Consider the following 20,896-nt stretch of genomic DNA (forward strand, 5'->3'; position numbering starts at 1 on the left):
TTAAGCATATTTATGCATTCTACATTGTTTATTAAACATTCAAATTAAAAATAGTCTTCATAATACATGGAACTTTATATCACCACCGCTATTATCCTGATTGGTATTTTCCTCTTTATTAAAGATTATTTTACGATCGATACTACATCGATCCTGATTATGGCATTATTTATAGTAAGCGGCGTTTTGAGTCCTGAAGAAGGTTTTTCTGGCTTTAACCACCCTGCAACTATTACCCTTGGATGCATGTTTGTTATAAGTGCAGCTATTTTTAAAAGCGGAATTATCGAAAGCTTCAGTGATAGGATTATAAGCATCGCCAAAATCAATTATGTATTTGCTTTGATGATATTCTGTTTTTCTGCAGCATTATTTTCTGCTTTTATTAATGATACTGCCGTGGTCGCTATTTTAATTCCTATGGCATTATTGGTCTGCAGGGAAACCGGTATTAGCCCAGCTCGTTTATTGATTCCTATATCTTTTTCAGCATTATTTGGAGGCACGTGTACGCTTATAGGCACATCTACAAATATCTTAATAAGCGGTATTGCCAAGAAAAGTGGGTTAGAAGCATTTAATATGTTTGAATTTACTTTACCAGCTTTATGCCTGCTGGCCATTGGCTTAGCTTACATAATTATAGTAGGCCCTTTACTCTTGCCAAAAAGAGCAGAGGCGCATGAAAGCGGATTAACCAAAGAAGCACAAAGTTATTTAGCAGAAGTTTTTCTCAAAGCTGAAAGTACAGATGTAGATCATAGTATAGGAAAATCTAAACTTGTAAGCCATTATGGAGCACAGGTTTTATCTATTAAACGGAAACATCATAGGGTTTATGAGATAAACGGAGATACCATATTAAGAGCAGAGGACTCTATTAAAATTATTATAGATCCCCAGCATCTTACCGAACTTATGGAGAAAGGTGGTTACGAACTTATTGGTGATAAGGCTAATCTTTTGGAAAATGAAAAATCTAAGGATGGTAAAGAACAAAAACAAATTTACGAAGTAATGATCCCTTATGGTTCCTCGCTTGCAGAGCGATCATTAAGGCAGCTTAACTTTAGAAATATTTATTATGCATCGGTTTTAGCGCTGCGACATCGCAAAGAAATTATCACTCAGGATGTATCAAATGTCATTTTAAAAGAAGGTGATATGCTTTTAGTTTACGCTTCTGAAAAAAATATTCAGACCTTATTATCACGAAAATTAATAGTTATCCTCTCTAATTATCAAACTAAAAAAGTTAATTATAAAAAAGCAATACCTGCATTGCTAATAACATTAGGTGTAGTTTTATCTGCGGCATTAAATCTCACCTCGATACTTATAAGTGCTATGATTGGCGGTTTACTAATCGTTACCACATCGATTTTAAAACCTAAAGAAGCTTATGATGCTATAGAGTGGAAAGTAATTTTCATGATGGCCGGTGTACTTTCTATGGGAAAAGCTTTAGAAAAAACCGGAGGTTCAGATGTTATTTCACAATTTATTTTTGATCAAATTGGCGGTTTGGATCCCAGGATTATATTAAGCTTAATTTTTCTTATTACCTTTCTTTCAACCAATGTACTTAGCAGCAAAGCAGCGGCAGCATTAATGGCTCCAATTGTAATTAGTCTCTCTGCGGCTTTAGGCATTAGTGAAAAACCTTTATTGATTGGAGTAATGTTTGCGTGCTCATTAACCTTTATGACACCAGTAAGCTACCCAACAAACACAATGGTGTATGGACCTGGAAATTATAAATTTAATGACTTTTTAAAGTTTGGAACTCCTTTAAATCTAATAATTTGGATCGCAGCATCTTTTATAATTCCGATATTTTTCCCTTTTGAAATTAAATAAAATGAGAAAAGTAAAACTTAGCAATCCCTTTAAAACTAGAATAATTGATGAAAAACTCATAAGAGAACATCTTGCTTTAGAACGAACTAAATTGGCCAATGAACGTACGCTATTGGCCTATATAAGAGCTTCGCTATATTTGCTAATCGGCGGACTCGCTTTATTACAAATAAAAGAATATCCAGAATTACATTGGCTGGGTTATGGTGCATTTTCAGTAAGTATTATATTTTTGTCTATTGGTATTATAAGATATATTCATCTTAACAAAAAATTGAATAAATTATTAAAGCCAGATAATTCTTCTGAAAACACCTGAATTTAAACACCAATATTGATACAAAGCATTTTTCATTATTCGATGCACTTTTTGGTTATTGGAATAATTGCCTATTTTTTTGACAAAAAGAATTGGAAGCACAATTGGATTATTCTCGCACTAACCATGCTGGTAGATATAGATCATATTTTCGCTAATCCGCTTTTTGACCCTCATCGTTGTGGTATAGGATTCCATCCCCTGCACTCCCAAATTGCGATCATTTTTTATATTTTAGGCGCCGTTTTTCTAAAAAAAGGAATTTTTAAACTCATTTTTATAGGGCTTAGTTTTCATATGTTTACGGATTTTCTAGACTGTCTTTTTACGTTTTATAAATGTGGATCTTGTTATGATGATTCAGCTTTAAAACAACTAATCCAAATCAACGTTTCTAATTAAAAAATTGACAAGCACCCTTCTCTCCTAAAACCGGTAGCATTGATAAGTGGATCTTATCTTTTTCTAAATGATTAGTTAAATTGAAGAAATGACTTAGTAGTAAATTGAATCAGATAAATTATGAAAAAATAGAATATTCCGCATGATTTTGAAATTTTGAAAAATTCGCTAAAGTTGTAAAAAAATATTAAATTCCTTATACAATTAGGATTTCACATTATAGAATGCATATTTTCGTTTAAATATTGTAAAAAATTAGATATCAATTTCAAAAGTATATTAGACGAATTACAAAAAATGCTGTGATTGAAATGCTTTATATTTACGATCTTAAAATAAAAAATAGTTCTAACTTATAACATTTCAACACCATGCATGTAGCGATTGCAGGAAATATTGGCGCAGGAAAAACCACGCTCACAAGACTACTTGCTAAACATTATAAATGGGAAGCGCATTATGAAGACGTTTTAGAAAATCCTTATCTTGAAGATTTCTACAACAAAATGGAACGTTGGTCTTTTAATCTTCAGATCTATTTTCTAAACAGCAGATTTAGACAAATATTACAGATTAGAGAAAGTGGGAAAAAGATTATTCAGGATCGTACTATTTACGAAGACGCCCACATTTTTGCTCCCAATTTGCATGCCATGGGATTAATGACCAATAGAGATTTCGAGAATTATAAGTCGTTATTCGAGCTTATGGAAAGTGTAGTTAAAGGTCCCGATTTACTAATTTATCTAAGAAGCAGTATTCCCAATTTAGTTGCGCAAATACAAAAAAGAGGCAGAGAATATGAAAACTCTATTTCTATCGATTATTTAAGCAGGCTAAACGAAAGATACGAAGCCTGGATTCATGGTTATGATAAAGGTAATTTACTGGTTATTGATGTTGATAATATAAACTTTGTTGATGAACCGGAAGATCTGGGAAATATCATCAATAGAATTGACGGAGAGATAAACGGATTATTTTAAAATTTAGATTATGGAATCTACTAAACTTAAAAGGCCTAAGCATAAAGGCTCACCCAAATTATTTGAAAACCCATTATTAGAAAAGTTAACACATACTCATATTGCTGCGCCTTTAATAATCTTTTTTGGTACAGCTGCTGCACTTATTTATTATGGGATTTTCCAAAAAGGATTTCAGGCGCCAGAGATTTTAGTATGGTTTCTAGGAGGATTAGCATTTTTTACGCTGATTGAGTATATAGCGCATCGCTATCTTTATCATATTCCCGCAACCACACCAAGGCGACAAAAAATATCTTATACAATGCACGGTGTACACCATGATTATCCAAAAGACAAAACCAGATTAGCAATGCCCCCGGTGTTAAGTTTGATTGTAGCTACAATCCTGTTTATTATTTATCGTGCGATTTTGGGCGACTATGTTTTTGGTTTTCTATCTGGTTTCCTGGTTGGTTACGCTGCATATCTAGCCGTACACTATTCGGTACATGCTTTTAAAGTTCCCGATAACTTTTTGAAGATTTTATGGCATCATCACAGCATACATCATTATCGTGAGCCAGATCGCGCCTTTGGCGTTTCGTCGCCACTTTGGGATCATATTTTTAGAACAATGCCTAGAAAAAGCCCTGCAAGCGAAAGAACAGCAGTAGGTAAAAGTATTGACGACCAACATAAAGGACCGGCACATACCCATTAAATTCAGAAAAAAATAATTAAAAGTAAACTTCCCTATCCTAAGCCGAACAGATTTTTTTTTGGAAAAAGGTTTTCAGACTTTAAAAATTAATTCTCAAGGGAAATTTATACTCCAAGAATAAAAAAGGGGTTCAGAAAATATTCTGAACCCCTTTTTAGGCTAAATCTAATATTAATAAATCTTGATTATCTGTAATCTGTTAGTTTTCGTAATTACGGACTGATCCAGAATCAGTTCTGGATTAGCCCCTGAATCCAGTTCAGGTTAACCAAAACTTTTTATGATTACGGACATTCAAATGAAAAATTAATCTACAGCTGTATTTAAATCGTCTTCTTGATTTTTTGGGCTTAAAACACCTTCCACAATCGCAGGATTTTTATTTAGACGAACGGCTGTAATCTTGATATCGCTTATAGTTATTTTATCTACTAAAGCTTCAAATTTTTCTTGAGAATCAATTGGAAGATCGTTCTCTAAACTAGATACAATGGTACTCATCCAGAAACCATTTTCTTTTTGCAGCTCTCTATGGTTCTTCTTGATGTTACTTTTAATTTCTGAAAAATTAGAAGAATCAATGTTTTTAGAAATATTCTCTAACTCCTCATAAACTATCTCTAAGAGTTCTTCAGCTTTATCTGGATTACATTGAAAACTTATATTTAGATTAAAATTACCTTTTGGTTTATTTACAACATTACCTCCAACACTAACGCCATAACTTCCGCCTTCTTCTTCTCTAATACGCTTCATGTATTTTTTATTCAGCAATTCAGCTATAATATATACTTCTAAATTAGCTTTTCTGGTATATTTCATCTCACCATTCATGTAAATGCTAATTGTAGATTGTGGCGTTTCCATAGTTTCTGAAACATGAACTTTAGTAAGTCCTTTTTTAGGAACCATGTTATGATTTTTAATCGTCTCTTTTTTTCCTTTTGGGATATTCCCAAGATATTTTTGAGCTAATTCCACTAAAATTTTCTCATCAAAATCTCCTACAAAAACGAACGTAAAATCACCGGCATTAGCAATTCTATTTTTAAAAACGTTCTCTACTCCTTCTAAGCTGATATTATCTATAAGTTCACGATCAAAAATTAAAGCTCGCTCACTATGGCCTGAAGTCGCCAGGGTTAAAGAATCCTGAAAAGCGCTATTAACATTGTTTTTCTTTGCTTCTAAACTGTTTTCAAAATTTTGCTTTAGAATATCCAAGGCGTTGGCATCAAATCGAGGTGATGTAAAATTCAAATAGACCTCTTTAAGCAGTATTTCCAAATCCTTGGTACTAGCACCTCCAGAGATATTTTCAGAATAATTATTGATTGAAACTCCCAAAGAAACTTCTTTACCCGCAAGCTTTTTTTGTAATTCGATTTTATCCAAATCTCCTAAACCAGATTGCGAAACCACATAAGAAGCTACATTTACATTTGGTAAATTTTTAGTAGCGATCAATGATTGACCACCCGGGCTAAAAGCACTCATGTAAACTTGGTCTTTCTCAAAATCTGTAGGGAAAGTCACGATTTTTAATCCGTTTGCTAAAGTATATTGCTTGGCATCAATTCCTTTAAGTTTCGTTTCTCTGGTTACTTCAGTTTTCTGAAGTTCTTCATTGATTAAAGTTTTCTCCTGAAGATTTTCTTCGTAAGGTGCTAAAGATTTGTTCTTTATGTTTTCTAAAATAATTTCTATCTCATTTTTTTCAGGATAATTATAATCAGTAGTTCCTTTAATTCCGATTCCGCGGCCATACTCACCTTCAAAATCAGACAAGTAATCAAGAATATCGTTATTATTAATTTTTTCGATTAAATTTTCCCCGTACACTAAACTCGATTTGTAATCGAATACCGGTTCATTTTCTAAATAAGCATCTATAATTGCTGAAGCATAAGAATCATTACTTCGTTTATCTACATTTTTAATTGCCGAAGTATAGCTAGTTTTAAAAGCCGCTTTAGCTCTCTCAAGCTCTGCAGATGTAGCTCCGTATTCTGCAAAACGCTTGTATTCTGAAAGTGCAAATTCCAGGCCTGCTAATAAACTATCTTTTTTAGGACTAATATTAATACTCAACACTTCCAGAGGTCTCACAAAATCCTGTATACCAAAACCTACACCTAATACGGGACTATCATCCTCAACAGATAATTCAGATAATCTATTATTTAGAATATAATTTGTTAAGCTTCCCACTAAGGATCTTTTCTCTTTTTCGAGTACCGACAGATCTTCTTTTTTATGCTTAATAAAATATTCTACATTAGGATTTCCCAGTTCTTTATCGGTAGCCACGATAAATAGTGGTTCTTTGTTTAAAGTCACATCAAATGATTCTCTTGCAGGTAAATCTTTCTTAAGGGGTATTTCTGAAAAAATATCTTTTACTTTTTGTTCCATCAGTTCTGGATCGATATCTCCTACAACAATTACTGCTTGCTGATCTGGTCTATACCAGCGCTCGTAATAATCTCTTAATTTATCATATTCGAAATTATTAACGATATCCATTTTGCCTATCGGCATACGCTTGCTATACTTCGAATCTTTAAGATAACCGTCTAACCAGATTTTTGTAGAAGCTCTATAATTTGCAGTATTAGAACTTCTCCACTCCTCGTTTACTACTCCTCTTTCGTTATCAATCTCTTCATCTGTTAACGATAAATATCCAGACCAATCGTGTAATATCAACAATACAGAATCCAATAATTTTTCATTAGTTACAGGAACCTGATTAATATTGTAAACGGTTTGATCGAAGCTGGTGTAGGCATTAATTTCAGTTCCGAATTTTAAGCCATTTTGCTCTAAATAGGTAAGCATTTCTTTATTCTTAAAATTCTCGGTCCCATTAAAAGCCATATGCTCTAGAAAATGCGCCAATCCTTGCTGGCTATCATTTTCTAAAATTGAACCTACATTTTGAGCAAAATAAAACGAAGCTCGATTTTCTGGCTCATTATTTTGCATAATGTAATAGTTAAGACCATTACTTAAGCTATCATGGATAAGTTTTGCTTTTTCCAGCTTATTGTCTTGCGCGCTAAGCGCAAGTGTAAAAAAGGCTAGTAATAAGCATATTTTCTTTCTAATCATTTTTTAAATTTTATGTGATTTATATTCTGAAGATTTACTGTACTATGAACATTAACCTGAAGTAATGCGTTTCTCTAAATTGAGACTGAAACTATAAAATCCAAAACTCGACTGAAAACTACCTGAACGTAGTTACTTCGTAAATCGATTAATTATGATTGTTTATCCTTTACAGCATTGATCATTGCGATTAGCTTCTTTTTCTCTATTTCAAGGTTGCCTTCATAACCTTTGATCTTATATCTAATATTACCTTCTCCGTCAATTATAAATTTATACGGAATGGCCTTAATCTGATAAGCTTTAGCCATTTTGTAAGTATTGCTATCGTCCTTGGTATCCAAAAACATTTCAAAATCATACGAATTTGATTTTAGTAGCTTTTCAATTTTAGGTTTCACTTCAGATGGCAATCCAGATTCCATCGTATTAACGAAAAGAAACTTGATATTCGGATCATCATTATAGTGATCTTTCACCTGTTGCATTGCGGGAAAAGAAGCTTTGCAAGGAGCACACCATGTAGCCCAAAAATCTACCACAAGAATTTTATCTTTTAAATCTGAAGAGGAAATCTTTTCACCATTCATTTTAATAAGACTAAATTCTGGCGCTTTTTCAGTAATCATATTTTCAATTACTTCTTCTTTTAATGAAGCATCTAATTCTTGCTGCATCGCTTTCTCCAAAGCAGCAAAATCCTGCTCGTTGCCCTGTGATTCCAAAAACAAGCTTTTAAACCGAGGATAATTTTCTTCTGCAACCTGATCATGAAGTTTAACCACTTCTTTAAGCTGCTCGAATGCCTTAGTTTTTTGTCCGGTAGCTTCAAGGCAATCGGCATATTTTAAATTGGCTTCAGTATCTATAAAATTGGTCTCATTCTTATAGGCTTCAAAATAATCGATAGCCTTATTACATTCGTCATTTTCAGCTAAAAGAAATGCATAAAGCCGCAAAAGATCAAGATGCCTGCTTTCAAGTACCTTTTTTGATTCTTTCGTGAGATTAGAATTATTAAACCACTTGTCTATTTCAGCCAATCCTTTATCCAAACTAGTCTTAGATAAATCGATTTGCCCATTGTTAAGATATAAAACCGCCATGTTATAAAGCGTGTTTACCTTAGAAGGATGGTCTAAAAGTCGATTTTTCAAAGCTGTAGTGAGCGCTGCTTTATTTTGATTTACACTTTTTTCTAAAAGGTAATAAATAGCAATATTGTAAATATCGCGATCATCAAACGAATAATTCTCTGGTGGAAATTGCTTTACCCAGGCATCGTATTGATTGATTTGCTCGTTTAAACTATCCTTGGAAAAAATCTTTTGATATTCGGCAAATCTGGTTTGAATTCCTTTTGGGAATTTTTTAATAGATAATTTTGTGAGTGAATCTACTATTTCCGGCTCGTCAAGACGATAATAGTAGTTATAGGATAATTTTATTTTGGCTTCCTCGTCACTTTTACTTAATTGCTCCAGCTTTTCTAAAAGCAGGCTATCTGAAACTTTATTATTCAAAGCTGCCAGAGAATCTAGCTTAGATTGGATAATTTCGATCTTTTGATCTGCAAAAGCAACCTGTTTTTTATCTTTTTTACAAGCCGTAAACCCTATCAATGCTAAGGTTACGGCGATATATAAAGTTTGTCTAGTCATTTTATATTAATATCCCGGGGTTTGCTCTAAGTTTGGATTTGCATTTATTTCGCTATACGAAATTGGCCAAAATTGCTTATAACTTTCCCAGGTTGCTTCTCCAAATTCAGTTTTTTGTTGCACGGCTTGATTCATAATTACATCAAGCTTGTTTGTTCTTTTTAAATCCAAAAATCGGAAACTCCCTTCACCAAAAAATTCAGCTCTACGTTCTTTTAAAATAGCGGCCAATATTTCTTCTTTAGAAGTTGGGTTAATTGCAGGTAAATCTGCGCGATTACGCACCGCATTAATTTTTGCAACGGCTTCGCCTAGATTACCCAATTCCGCATTGGCTTCCGCAATAATTAAGTATTGCTCGGCTATACGCAATATAGCCGAAGCCTCCTCTCCTGCGGTTTGTGTTTGATATTTATAAGGCAAATAATAGGTAGTACTATCATTCAGTTCTACCGGGGAAACCCAGTTTTCAAAACGCTGATCTCCTTCTTCGAAAACAGACAATTGACTTTCGCTTAAATATACCGGTGCATTAGCAAATTCGATTTCAATCGAACTAAAACCATAATTCCATCCAAAATAGATATTATAATCTGGCACATACCTCATATAAGAATCTGGATTATTATTTGGCATTAACTCCCAGATCATCGCTTCACTATCTGTTTTAAAAACCTGATTTAAACCTACCAAACTTTGTTGTGTACCATTTATAACTGCTTCCGATTTTTCTAGCGCTTTTTCCCAATCTTGGTTATATAAAAGTACTCGCGCTAGCAAAGCTTGCGCTGCAGTTTTATTAGGCCTTGCCTGAGATGAAGTTTCTAATCCATCACTAGTTACATAATTTTCTGATAGCAGCGATTCTGCCATTTCTAAATCGGCTATGATTTGTTGAAAAGCTTCTTGCTGTGGTGCTCGCGACAATTTATTATTTACTTGGTAATCTGAAGTGGTTGGCAGCGCTATATCGCCATATAATGTAGTTAAATAATAAAAACATAAACCTCTTAAAAAGTAAGCTTCGCCTAAGTATTGGTCTTTGTTACTAAGCGTCTCATTTGTGGTATTGATTCCTTCCATTATCGCGTTTACACGATATACTATAGGATAAAAATCAGACCATGCCGATGGCGCGTTGTTACTGTTTAAATCATTATTATAATATCGCTGATATGTAAGCGCATTATTCACATTAAGCGTAAACTCATCTGTATAAAGGCCGGTATACAGCGATAAATTAGTGAAGGGATAATTTACTGAAAGCTGCGCTAAAACACCATTAATTGTCGTAGCAGTAGTTGCATCGTTAACAAAAGTATTTTCTTCGTAAAAGGCATCTGAAGGTGCGGGAATATCCAAATAATCGTCACAACCAGATAAGCAAAAGACTACACCTAAGCTTAAAAATAGTTTTATATTTTTTATATTAAATTTCATGTTTTATATTTCTTATATTAAATTATAAAGTAAAATTAAGTCCGAACACTATTGTTCTTAAAGGCGCTGTGCCTGCAGCAAGCGTCTCTGGATCGTACCCATCATAATTTGAAATAGTCAATAAATTTTGACCTTGTAAGTAAACGCTGATATTTTTAAAATTTATCTTATCAGTAAATTCTGAAGGAAAGTTATAGCTTAAGTTCACATTTTGTAATCGTGCGTAAGTAGCATCAGAATATGCACCGGTACTATTTTTAAAGTTAGCAAAATTAGTATACCCCATATATCCTGCTCTTGGCTTAGCTACATCAGTAATGTCTCCCGGTTGTTGCCAACGAGCATCATAAATATCTTTAGCAATATTGGTATTAAATGTCCCAGGTTGATCGGTTTGAGAACCAATAAAATTAAGAGCCTTTCTTTTGGTAAACGAAAATAACACGCTTAGATTAAAATTTTTATAACTGAAATTATTTTGAAAGCCTCCAAAAAATTTAGGGTTTAAATCTAAAAACTCAGTACGATCCTGATTATAGTCTAAAACAGTGCCCGATTCCCATTCGCCAACTTCATCATCTGTAATAACACCATCACCATTTAGATCTTTCCAAAAATTATAATTTCCGGTTTCTGGATTTACCCCTTGATAATTATACAATCTTTTACCATTAACAGACTTCCCAATTTTAAGATTGGGATCGGTTAGAGTCATATCCTTGGGGTACGAGACTAATTTATTTTTTGGTAAACTAATATTAAAACTGGTAGACCATTTAAAGTTTTCCGAAACAATGTTTTGTGTATTCAAAGTAATTTCGTGTCCCCAATTCCTTACCTCAGCGGGTGTGTTTTTTGTTAAAAAATTAACACCGGTAACAATAGATAAAGGAAATCTAACCAATTGATCTGAAGATTTATTATCGTAATAACTTTCAGTTACGGAAATTCGACCTTCTAAAAATTCTAAGTTTACAGCTAATTCGGCTTTTCTTGTTTCCTCCCAATGCAAATATGGATCTGCAGGTCCACTTGCCAAAAACCCTCTATTGCTATTATACGAAAAGCTTGAGAAATATGTGGTTTTATATTGATAGTTATTGATTCCATCGATTCCACTGGTACCATAACTTCCTCTTAATTTTGCAAAACTTACAAAATCAAAGGAATCTTTAAACCAGTTTTCTTCGCTTATTATCCAACCTGCTCCTAACGACCAGAATGTTCCAAAACGATTGCCTGATCCAAATTTAGTGGAGCCATCCCTTCTTATATTAAAATTAACTAGGTATTTATTACCCAAATTATAATTTAAAATACCAAAGCCACCTATATATCTCTCTGTTAAACTAGTGTAATTGGTCGTTATGTTATCTGCATTTGCCATTGTTGGATTTCTGGCAACTTCTTTATTTAATAAATCTGTACCTAATACATCATTTTTTTCACGCAGTCCATCAATGATAGTTGCTCCCACTTTGGCCGTAATTTCCCCGAAGTCTCCTAAACTGGTATTATAACTAATATTTGGTTCCACAGTTAAAGTTCTTAGCTTAGAAACACTTAACTCGCTGGAGTTTACCTCCCAACTATTAGGACTATAATAGGTGTCTGGCTTTACATAAATTTCATTAGAAGATAAAATATTAATTCCTACCATAGTATTAATTTCGAGGCCTTTAACCGGAATATATTTTAAATCGATATTCGAGATTAAATTATCTGTTTTATTCTCATGAATTAATTCATAAATCGAAGCGGGGTTTCGAGCAACATTTGCATCATCGTAAGTTGTCCAGTTTAAGGTTCCGTCTTCATTATATAATTCGGGCGCATTGGGTGCATATAATAAATAACTATTATTAAATGGTACAACTGTGTTTTTAGTGGTATTATAAGTACCTGTTAAGCCTAGATTAAATTTACGATTCTCACTATTTACATTTAGGTTAAAATGAATTCCCCCGGTTTGATTATTACCATTCGCGTTTTGTATATTTTCCTGACTGTTATAATTAGCCCTAACTAAATAAGAAATACGATCTGTACCGCCAGAGTAACTTAAATTATTCACACTGGTAAAAGCAGCCCCATCCAGAAAATAATCTGTCCAATCGGTTTCATTATCTGTATTCCAGGTTCCATTTAAGTCCCAATCACCAAATCCAACACTTTGTCCTGTATTTTCTATAGCCTCTCTTCTTAAATTAAGATAATCCTGTGTATTTAAAAGATCAGGACTCTTTCCTCTAAAAGACACTCCGTTTCTGGAGGAAAAAGAAATTTGTTGCGTACCAAGTCGACCTTTTTTCGTAGTAATAACAATAACCCCATTAGAACCTTTAGATCCATAGATTGCCGTTGCATCTGCATCTTTTAAGAAGTTAATAGTTTCAATATTATTAGGATCGATAAAATTTAAAGCATTCCCTCCAACCAAAGCTCCGGTTCCACTAGCAGTTGGTAAATTCCCATAAGGATATCTTACCCCATCGATAACTACCAATGGATCTAAATCAGTTACAGAACTAATCGAATTTTGTCCTCTCATTTGGATACTTACAGGAGAACCTGGCTGTCCATTTGTTTGCTGTATAAATACACCCGGTATTTTTCCCTGAACTGCTTCTAAAACATTCGTTACCGGACTTTTCTCAATTTCTTCCCCGGTAATGGTTACAATATTCCCGGTAGTTAATCTTTTAGAAGTTTTACCATAAGCGGTTACCTGTACAGCATCTAAGCCATTTACAGCTTCCTCCATCACAATGTCTAAAGGCTCATAATTACTAATTTCCCGACTAATATTCTCAAAACCTATATAGGTAAACACTAATGTTTCTCCTATACTTACTCTTATGGAGAATTCTCCTTTTTCATTGGTTATAACACCACGATTTTTATCTTTTATTCTTACTGTAACACCCATTAGAGGTTCTAAGCTAAGGTCTCTAATCGTACCATTAACAATGCTCTGTTGCTGCGCTTTTCTTTTAGGCTGCTCTAATGTACCGGGTATTTCTTTTTCTTCTTTTTGCTTTAAAATTATTTGCTTATCGTTTAATTGAAAATCAATATTTGTCTTTGTAAGCACTTGTTTTAAAACATCTTCCAGGGCAACCTCATTTGCTTTTATATCTACTTTTTGGGACAAATCGATATCCCCTACATGATATAAGAAAGAATAATCTGTAATTTTCTCGATTTTATTAAAAAGCTTTTTTAAGCTTATTTGATTTTCCTCCAAAGAAATTTTAATAGATTGAGAGGATGCGTAGGTTTGCATACTAAATAGTGCAAACAATAAGGTTATTAAACCTATTTTTAAACTGTCGTTAAATTTAGCCCATAACAACCTGAGCCCTTCTGCAATAGAGTTTTTTTTCATACTTTTAAATTGTAGATAATTGTGGTTTAATAAATCACGCTAATCCAACAGGATATGTGCCAGCATATCCTGTTTTTTTTAACGTATAATCACATTGGTATCATTTATAACATACTCAAAATCGTAGCTTTGTTTAAATGATCCCAAAATCTTTTCGATACTTTCATTTTCAAATTTTGCCGTAAAGCGTTCATGCTTTAATTTTTCATCTTCAAATTTTACTTGTATATCAAATTTGCGCTCTAAAGTATTTGCTATATCTTCAAAAGAGCGTTCTTCAAAAACCAATCTTCCGTCCATCCATGCCGTGTAAACATCAGTATCAACTTCAGAGGTTTTAAGTGTTTTTGATTTTTTGGAATAGCTCGCCATCATTCCAGGTTCTAAATAAACCGTAGCTTCTCTTTGTCTTTCTACTGCAACTTTACCTTCGATCAACACAGCAAAAGCGTAAGAATTATTGTTGTAAGAGCTGAAATTAAAACTTGTCCCCAGCACTTCTACATCTAATTGCTCTCCATGCACAATAAATGGTCTACTTTCATCATGAAAAACGTCAAAATATGCTTCGCCTTCTAATCGCACTTCTCTATCTTGATTAGATTTAAAACCAGTTGGATAATATAACTTACTATTGGAATTTAAATGAACAATACTTCCATCTGCAAGTTCAACTACCATTTTCTTTCCTTTAGGAACCTTCAAGGTGTTTTGACTAATAGCGATAGTATTCGCTAGCGCTGAATATTTTATAGTATCTCCTTTTTGCTGAACTATAATTTCGTCAGCTTCAGTTTTTATCTGAAAATCTGTATTTTTCAGCACTTCTTTAGCGCCATCTTCCATTTCTATAGTCACATATTGCTCTTCTTCACTAACAGCCTTCTTCTGAAAAAAGAAAAACAAAGTGGCGCACAGAGCCACAATCAGTACCGCTGCAATACTTAAGTAGCTTCTAAAATTTATCGATTTAACAGGAGTTGTAGCTTGTTTGATGTTTTTCAGTACAGCATCTTTATTACTGCTTCTACGTGTACGCTCCAAATTTAGCTCATAACTCAATCCTGCCATTTTTTTAAAATGGTCCTTATTACCAGCGTGTTCTAGTAGACGGTTTAATTCCTCCAATTCTTTAGAGGTAATTTTGCCATCGATATATCTTTCAATTAAATATTCTAATTCTTTCATTTCAGCTTCAACTATGCACTGTTTTACTTAAAAACGTTTGGAATCAGCAAATCCCCTGCTCAAATTTTGATTTTTTTCACATTATTCAAATTAATATTAAATTATAGTTAATAGATGTATTATATTAAAAAATGACTAATTTAACTCGAATTAAAGGCAGTATAAATAATAAATCTTCAAAGCATTTTTTAACAATTCTTTCTGTTCAATATAATTTAGAACAAAAATTATCGCTACGGAAGAAGAATTTCGTAGAGTTGCTTACTTTTGAAGACATTCCCGGAAATCGAAAATAAAGTGTCTACCTCTCAACATTCTTTAAATGGAGAACTTCTTATTTCGCTAAAAAAAGGCGACGAGAATACTTTTGGGTATATTTTTGACGCATTTTATGAAAAACTCTTAGCCTTTACAATTGGATACACCAAAGACAAAGCCGTCGCTGAAGATATTGTACAACAAAGTTTTATAAAGTTGTGGGAAAAAAGAAAGAATTTGGCTGAAGATACCGTAATCGACGCTTACTTGTTTACCCTTTGTAGAAATAACTTTATAGACAGATATAGAAAAGAACGAAATACGATTTTACTTACCGATGAATTATATCTTGAAAGCGTTTTAGAATCTGAAAATGAATCAGATGAAAAAACAGCTTATAAAATGCAACTTCTACATAAAGCCATTACTAAATTGCCCGAAAAATGTAAAGAAGTGTTTTTATTGAAGCAGAATGAAAATCTTAGAAATAAAGAAATCGCAGCTTATTTAAAAATTTCTGAAAAAACCGTGGAAGACCATATTTCCAGAGCAATGCGGCTTCTTAGAAGAGAACTTCTTGTTTTTCTAATCTTTATGTTTCTTTAAGCCTATTCTATTCTTCAAGTAGTTAGTTAATATATCCATTATGACGCGCATGTGCCAAAGCATCGGCAGAGGTGTTTACCATAAGCACAGGCGTAGAATCAAAATTATCGATAATACTTTTTACACGATTCATACTTTTTTTACTAGATACACTTCTTAAGTAAATAGCTAATATACGATCAGAATGTTGCGCAGCAATTTCAGTATAAATCGTAGCATCATGCTCGCCACTATCGCCAATTAAAATAAACTTCAAATCTGGATAAGTATTTAGAATATTAAAAATCTCGCGCTGTTTGTGAGGCTTTTCAGGCTTTATAGTCGTATCAAAAGGTGTTCTTATATCACGCAGTAAAATTGGTCCTTTGGGAAATCCATTATAATCAAGAAACAACTTTAGATATTCGTACATATTCCACGGGCTGTTGCTTAGATAAAACATAGGATTACGATTACCCTCAGCTTTTCCTTTATGTAACAGTTTGTATAAATCTGGTGCGCCTTTTAAAGGCATGCGTTTATAAGCATTGGTTAGCAAAGAATTTTTCAGCAAACGCCATTTTAGGAAAGATGTAACTCCTGTATGCAAAATAGTATCATCTATGTCACTAATAATACCATATTCGGCATCTGCAGCGGGTATTAAAAATTGCCCCTCAAAAGGATCTCCTAAAAGTTCGGTTTTTGGCTCTAATTCTTCACGATAATACAAGTGGTAATCTACCCAACCTTCATCATTCGATAATTCAGAAATATTGTTCTCTAAAGTTTGATTGAAAAGAAAATACCCTTCATCATCAGTTGTGGTCTCCAATTTGATTTTACCGGGAAGTTCAAGTTCGATCTTAGCATCGGGAATTTCAAAACTATCAAATTGCTTGTATGTATTTACGAATGTTTTCCAGGTATTTTGATCTTCATGGATCTTTAAAGGCGCATTATCTAACACACGGCCTTTTACAAAAAGTCTGGAATACGTGCCATAACTTCTATAAGGAACAACTAGTACCTGATCCAAATTCTTATATCTACCTAATAATTTTTTTACTCTTTTAAACATTAAATTTGTTTCGTTGCTTTGGGGTTGGTTGCTATTTATTCACTCAAATTCGCTAAGGCCTTCTCCATGTCTATACTAGATTTGAGAATGCCCTCAAACAGATCGCCTACTTCTGAAATTCTTTCGGGAACATTAAAAATAGTGAAATCTGAAATTTTAAGTCCGCTTTTTAATTCATCCCAACTTACTGGTGTCGATACTGTTGCTCCTGCCTTTGGTCTTACCGAATAAGGAGCCGCAATAGTTTGCCCTCTGCGATTTTGTAAATAATCGAGATAAATTTTATCCTTTCTCGCCTTCACTGCGCGTTCCATACTTGTTAGCTCGGGCAATCTTTCCTGAACCAGATAACATATTAATTTTATAAAATCCCTACCCTCTTCGTAAGAATAATTCTTTCCAAAAGGAACGTAAATATGCACGCCTTTTGATCCTGAAGTTTTGCAATATCCATCTATTTTAGCTGAATCTAAAACTTCTTTCACAACTTTAGCAGTTTCAATAACATCTTCAAAAGTATTTTTAGCTGAAGGATCCAAATCTATCACACCATAATTAGGCGTATCTAAATTTCCTACTTTAGAATGCCAAGGATTAATTTCTATGCATCCCAAATTCGCCATATAAAGTAAGGTAGCTTCATTTTGACAAAGCATGTATTCTATATTTTTTTCCGAAGAATCAGAATAAATATTTGTTGTTTTTATCCAATCTGGTAAACTTTCGTTGTCTTTTTGATAAAAACCTTTTTGCTGAATTCCGTTTGGATGTCGATGTAAATTTTGTGGGCGATTTTTTAAATATGGAAGCATAACCTCTGAAACCTGCAAGTAATATTCTATAAGATCATATTTGGTGATATTGTCTTTTGGCCAATAGATTTTATTAAGATTCGTAAAAGGAACTGAAATCCCACCAATATCCAAATTTCCTGAAGTTCCATTCACTTTTTCTGGCTCCGGGGCTTCGGTTTTTTCCTCAGGCTTAATTTCTATAGTTGATTTATCTTCGCGAAGTCCTTTAAAAACAGGATGGCGCATAGAGCCTGCTTTGGTCCATTCAGAAAATTTTACTTCACAAATTAGTTGGGGTTTTATCCAATTTGGTGTTCTTCCTTTCAAATTAATTTTAGATATAAATGGCGACTCTTTCGAAGCCAGTTTATCCATTTTCTGAAGTAATTCTTTTTGCTGTGCATTAGAAAATCCGCTTCCGCAGTTTCCCACATACTTTAACTTTCCATCCTGATACATTCCTAAAATCAATGATCCAAAAACAGCGCCTTTAGAGTTGGTATATCCACAAATTATGGCTTCCTCACTTTCAACAGCTTTAATTTTCAGCCAACTTTCGGTTCTATAGCCGGGAGCATAAGTAGAATCTGCTTTTTTAGCTATTACGCCTTCCGTACCGTTATCGACCGCTTTTTTGTAGAACGCTGTTCCCATACCTTCTATATGATCACAGTAAAACGTATAATCTAAATCTTCTAAAATCTCCGGAATTAGACTTTTTCTATCTTTAAGCGGAAGTTCCAACATGCTGTGACCATTAAGAAAAAGCATATCAAAAACATAGAATCTCAATGTACCCGGAGTGTTTTGATCGTAATTTTGCAACGCCTGAAAATTCGGAATCCCATTTTTATCTACAATTACAACTTCTCCATCTAAAATCACCTGATGGTCTAATTGTTTTAAATCCTTAACTAATAATGGAAACTTAGAACCGTAGTTAATTCCGTTTCGGGAATAAATCCTTACATCGCCATCATCGACGTGGGCTATTAATCGATAACCGTCCCATTTTAATTCGTAAATCCAATCGGGATGATTAAAAATTTCTTTGGCTGTAGTGGCCAACATTGGTTTTACGGTATCTTCAGGCTTTAGTGTTCTTACCTTCGGCTTTGCTTTACTTGCTTTTTCTTCGGAAGTTTTTTCAGCATAAACTTCAGCATCATAAATCAAATCGGTTGAAAATTGATCTTTCTTTTTAATCAATAACCAGTGATTTTCTTTACCTTGTTTGGTATGCACCAAAGCGAAATCACCTTTTAATTTCCCGCCTGAAAGTGTGATTTTTAAATCCCCATCTTCATATTGTTCTAAAACCGATTTAGAATCAAGCTTACTAGAAAATGTCCCAGCGTCCCAAATATCCATTTGGCCGGCCCCGTAATTTCCTTTTGGAATTTCCCCTTGAAATTTTAGATATTTGATTGGATGATCTTCGGTATGCACGGCTAATCTTTTATCCATCGGATTCATAGACGGGCCTTTGGGAACGGCCCAACTTTTTAGCGTGCCACCAATTTCTAATCTTAAATCGTAATGCAAACGTGTTGCCTGGTGTCGCTGTATTACAAAACGATTTAGATTATCACTAGTTTCACCGTCTTCAGGTTCGGGAGTATTTTCAAAATTTCGTTTCTTTTTGTACTCGTCTAGACTCAAAATCAGGAAGCTTTATTCTTTTTCTTTTTATCTAAACTAGCTTTTAATTGTGCCATAAGATCTTTTGCAGGCGTTGGTTTGCTGTCAAACTCTTCTGGCTTAGTGGTTTTTCCTGAAGATTTAGATTTGATAATCTTCATCAATTGTTCATTATAAACATCTTTAAATTTATCGAAACTGAAATCTGTGGTATATTGATCGATTAAAGAAATTGCCATATCTACCTCTTTCTTCTGAACTTTAGTTTTAGGCAATTTTAAATCTGAAGGATCACGAATTTCGTCTGCAAAACGAATTACATGAAGCACCAATGCATCATTATACACGCCTACCAAGCTTAAATGTTCTTTTTGACGCATTACAAAAGTAGCAACACCTAGCTTTTTGGTTTTCTTTAAAGCATCCCTTAAAAGATTGTAAGATTTGCCGCCCTCTTTTTGCGGCTCTAAGAAATAAGGCTTTTTAAAAAGTACATCGGCTACCTCTTTTTCTTCGATAAACTCCTCGATATCTATGGTTTTACTTTTCTTCATATTGGCATTTTCGAAGTCTTCTTTTTCGAGTACCACGTAACCATCGTCCTTTTTGTAGCCTTTAACGATATCCTTCCATTCTACTTCTTTACCGGTATCTTCGTTGACGCGTTTATATCGTATTCTATTATTATCACGACGATCCAGCATATCAAGATCTAACTTTCGATCTTCTGAACCTGAATATAATTTAATTGGTATTGACACCAGTCCAAAGCTAATTGAACCATTCCATATCGATCTCATAGATTATCATTTAAAGGAAAGTTAGTATAAATAATCGCCGCGATACGTTGTAAAGAAGTTAAAAAAGAAACGTTAGAAAACAAAAAAGCAATAACCTTTAGTTATTGCTTTAATCTGTAATCTTAAATATAAACTAGAATTACAATCTTAGACGGTTTTTATCGCCATCATAATTCTCGTATCGTTTAACACATTCTTCGATGATTTTTCTAGCTTCTTCAGCATCGCCCCATCCACCAACATCAACCTTTTTCTTTTCAAGGTCTTTATAAACTTTAAAGAAATGTTCGATTTCTTTAATTAAGTGACCATTTAATTCTTTAAGGTCATTTAAGCGATTCCAAATAGGATCTGATACAGGAACACAAATAATTTTCTCATCTGGTCCTTTTTCATCTGCCATATGGAAAACGCCAATTGGTTTTACTTCCATTACAATCCCTGGGAACGTAGGTTCGCTAACAAGCACCAATACATCCAAAGGATCGTCATCTAAAGCTAAAGTATCTGGAATAAAACCATAATCTGCAGGATACATCATTGAAGAAAAGATCATCCTGTCGTAACGTACTTTTTTTAATTGAAAATCGTACTCATATTTATTTCTACTTCCTTTTGGAATTTCAATTAGTACATCAAAAGTTTCTGACATTTTTTTTGTTTTTGTTGAACTTTA

At 33.6% G+C, this 20,896-nt stretch carries 16 protein-coding genes; 7 read left to right on the forward strand and 9 right to left on the reverse strand.

The genetic code is table 11. The features are described 5' to 3' along the window. Nucleotides 1-66 precede the first annotated feature (66 nt). The 5 genes from PBT91_RS14105 to PBT91_RS14125 all read left to right on the forward strand — a co-directional run bounded on the left by PBT91_RS14105 (nucleotide 67) and on the right by PBT91_RS14125 (nucleotide 4,270). Nucleotides 67-1,860 (forward strand): SLC13 family permease, encoded by a 1,794-nt coding sequence (locus tag PBT91_RS14105; protein WP_270059098.1) that lies wholly within the window; start codon nucleotides 67-69, stop codon nucleotides 1,858-1,860. A gap of 1 nt (nucleotide 1,861) precedes the next feature. Then, nucleotides 1,862-2,179 carry a DUF202 domain-containing protein gene (locus PBT91_RS14110; protein WP_270059099.1) on the forward strand — a complete coding sequence of 106 codons (318 nt, stop codon included), beginning with the start codon at nucleotides 1,862-1,864 and terminating at the stop codon, nucleotides 2,177-2,179. 42 nt (nucleotides 2,180-2,221) lie between these two features. After that, entirely contained in the window at nucleotides 2,222-2,581 is a 360-nt protein-coding gene (locus PBT91_RS14115; protein ID WP_270061474.1) for a DUF6122 family protein, read from the forward strand. A 371-nt stretch (nucleotides 2,582-2,952) separates the two neighbouring features. After that, the gene (locus PBT91_RS14120; protein WP_270059100.1) at nucleotides 2,953-3,567 is read left to right on the forward strand and encodes a deoxynucleoside kinase; all 615 of its coding nucleotides are present in this window, start codon (nucleotides 2,953-2,955) and stop codon (nucleotides 3,565-3,567) included. 10 nt (nucleotides 3,568-3,577) lie between these two features. After that, nucleotides 3,578-4,270, forward strand: a complete 693-nt coding sequence (locus PBT91_RS14125; protein ID WP_270059101.1) for a sterol desaturase family protein — start codon at nucleotides 3,578-3,580, stop codon at nucleotides 4,268-4,270. A 306-nt stretch (nucleotides 4,271-4,576) separates the two neighbouring features. On the opposite strand, the gene PBT91_RS14130 is transcribed toward PBT91_RS14125, so the two are convergent. The 5 genes from PBT91_RS14130 to PBT91_RS14150 form a co-directional block, all read right to left on the reverse strand. Beyond that, on the reverse strand, nucleotides 4,577-7,384 hold the full coding sequence (locus PBT91_RS14130; RefSeq protein WP_270059102.1) for a M16 family metallopeptidase: 2,808 nt from the start codon (nucleotides 7,382-7,384) through the stop codon (nucleotides 4,577-4,579). A 152-nt stretch (nucleotides 7,385-7,536) separates the two neighbouring features. Beyond that, complete coding sequence (locus tag PBT91_RS14135; RefSeq protein ID WP_270059103.1) at nucleotides 7,537-9,045, reverse strand: TlpA disulfide reductase family protein; 1,509 nt, start codon at nucleotides 9,043-9,045, stop codon at nucleotides 7,537-7,539. Between the two features lie 6 nt (nucleotides 9,046-9,051). After that, complete coding sequence (locus PBT91_RS14140; RefSeq protein ID WP_270059104.1) at nucleotides 9,052-10,485, reverse strand: RagB/SusD family nutrient uptake outer membrane protein; 1,434 nt, start codon at nucleotides 10,483-10,485, stop codon at nucleotides 9,052-9,054. A gap of 22 nt (nucleotides 10,486-10,507) precedes the next feature. After that, nucleotides 10,508-13,873, reverse strand: a complete 3,366-nt coding sequence (locus PBT91_RS14145) for a SusC/RagA family TonB-linked outer membrane protein (RefSeq protein WP_270059105.1) — start codon at nucleotides 13,871-13,873, stop codon at nucleotides 10,508-10,510. Nucleotides 13,874-13,951: 78 nt separating this feature from the next. Continuing rightward, on the reverse strand, nucleotides 13,952-15,061 hold the full coding sequence (locus tag PBT91_RS14150; protein WP_270059106.1) for a FecR family protein: 1,110 nt from the start codon (nucleotides 15,059-15,061) through the stop codon (nucleotides 13,952-13,954). Between the two features lie 131 nt (nucleotides 15,062-15,192). On the opposite strand from PBT91_RS14150, the gene PBT91_RS14155 reads away from it, so the two are divergent. Further along, a complete protein-coding gene (locus PBT91_RS14155; protein ID WP_270059107.1) occupies nucleotides 15,193-15,357 on the forward strand; it encodes a hypothetical protein in 165 nt (54 codons plus the stop codon). Beyond that, on the forward strand, nucleotides 15,329-15,925 hold the full coding sequence (locus PBT91_RS14160) for an RNA polymerase sigma factor (protein WP_270059108.1): 597 nt from the start codon (nucleotides 15,329-15,331) through the stop codon (nucleotides 15,923-15,925). The genes PBT91_RS14155 and PBT91_RS14160 overlap by 29 nt, the downstream gene beginning before the upstream one ends. Before the next feature lie 22 nt (nucleotides 15,926-15,947). On the opposite strand, the gene PBT91_RS14165 is transcribed toward PBT91_RS14160, so the two are convergent. From PBT91_RS14165 to PBT91_RS14180, 4 genes are all read right to left on the reverse strand, one after another. Beyond that, nucleotides 15,948-16,985, reverse strand: coding sequence for an App1 family protein (locus PBT91_RS14165; protein WP_270059109.1), 1,038 nt, complete (start codon nucleotides 16,983-16,985; stop codon nucleotides 15,948-15,950). Nucleotides 16,986-17,020: 35 nt separating this feature from the next. Next, nucleotides 17,021-19,441, reverse strand: a complete 2,421-nt coding sequence (gene ligD, locus PBT91_RS14170) for a DNA ligase D (RefSeq protein ID WP_270059110.1) — start codon at nucleotides 19,439-19,441, stop codon at nucleotides 17,021-17,023. Between the two features lie 2 nt (nucleotides 19,442-19,443). After that, entirely contained in the window at nucleotides 19,444-20,220 is a 777-nt protein-coding gene (gene ku / locus PBT91_RS14175; protein ID WP_270059111.1) for a non-homologous end joining protein Ku, read from the reverse strand. Nucleotides 20,221-20,359: 139 nt separating this feature from the next. Then, a complete protein-coding gene (locus PBT91_RS14180; protein ID WP_270059112.1) occupies nucleotides 20,360-20,872 on the reverse strand; it encodes an inorganic diphosphatase in 513 nt (170 codons plus the stop codon). Nucleotides 20,873-20,896 lie beyond the last annotated feature (24 nt).

Origin of the sequence: Zunongwangia sp. HGR-M22 (assembly GCF_027594425.1) — a bacterium.
GTDB lineage: Bacteria > Bacteroidota > Bacteroidia > Flavobacteriales > Flavobacteriaceae > Zunongwangia.

Coding starts and splice junctions, on each gene's coding strand:
- PBT91_RS14105 (WP_270059098.1), top strand. CDS start 67: ATGGAACTTTATATCACCACCGCTATTATCCTGATTGGTATTTTCCTC.
- PBT91_RS14110 (WP_270059099.1), top strand. CDS start 1,862: ATGAGAAAAGTAAAACTTAGCAATCCCTTTAAAACTAGAATAATTGAT.
- PBT91_RS14115 (WP_270061474.1), top strand. CDS start 2,222: ATGCACTTTTTGGTTATTGGAATAATTGCCTATTTTTTTGACAAAAAG.
- PBT91_RS14120 (WP_270059100.1), top strand. CDS start 2,953: ATGCATGTAGCGATTGCAGGAAATATTGGCGCAGGAAAAACCACGCTC.
- PBT91_RS14125 (WP_270059101.1), top strand. CDS start 3,578: ATGGAATCTACTAAACTTAAAAGGCCTAAGCATAAAGGCTCACCCAAA.
- PBT91_RS14130 (WP_270059102.1), bottom strand. CDS start 7,384: ATGATTAGAAAGAAAATATGCTTATTACTAGCCTTTTTTACACTTGCG.
- PBT91_RS14135 (WP_270059103.1), bottom strand. CDS start 9,045: ATGACTAGACAAACTTTATATATCGCCGTAACCTTAGCATTGATAGGG.
- PBT91_RS14140 (WP_270059104.1), bottom strand. CDS start 10,485: ATGAAATTTAATATAAAAAATATAAAACTATTTTTAAGCTTAGGTGTA.
- PBT91_RS14145 (WP_270059105.1), bottom strand. CDS start 13,873: ATGAAAAAAAACTCTATTGCAGAAGGGCTCAGGTTGTTATGGGCTAAA.
- PBT91_RS14150 (WP_270059106.1), bottom strand. CDS start 15,061: ATGAAAGAATTAGAATATTTAATTGAAAGATATATCGATGGCAAAATT.
- PBT91_RS14155 (WP_270059107.1), top strand. CDS start 15,193: ATGACTAATTTAACTCGAATTAAAGGCAGTATAAATAATAAATCTTCA.
- PBT91_RS14165 (WP_270059109.1), bottom strand. CDS start 16,985: ATGTTTAAAAGAGTAAAAAAATTATTAGGTAGATATAAGAATTTGGAT.
- ku (WP_270059111.1), bottom strand. CDS start 20,220: ATGAGATCGATATGGAATGGTTCAATTAGCTTTGGACTGGTGTCAATA.
- PBT91_RS14180 (WP_270059112.1), bottom strand. CDS start 20,872: ATGTCAGAAACTTTTGATGTACTAATTGAAATTCCAAAAGGAAGTAGA.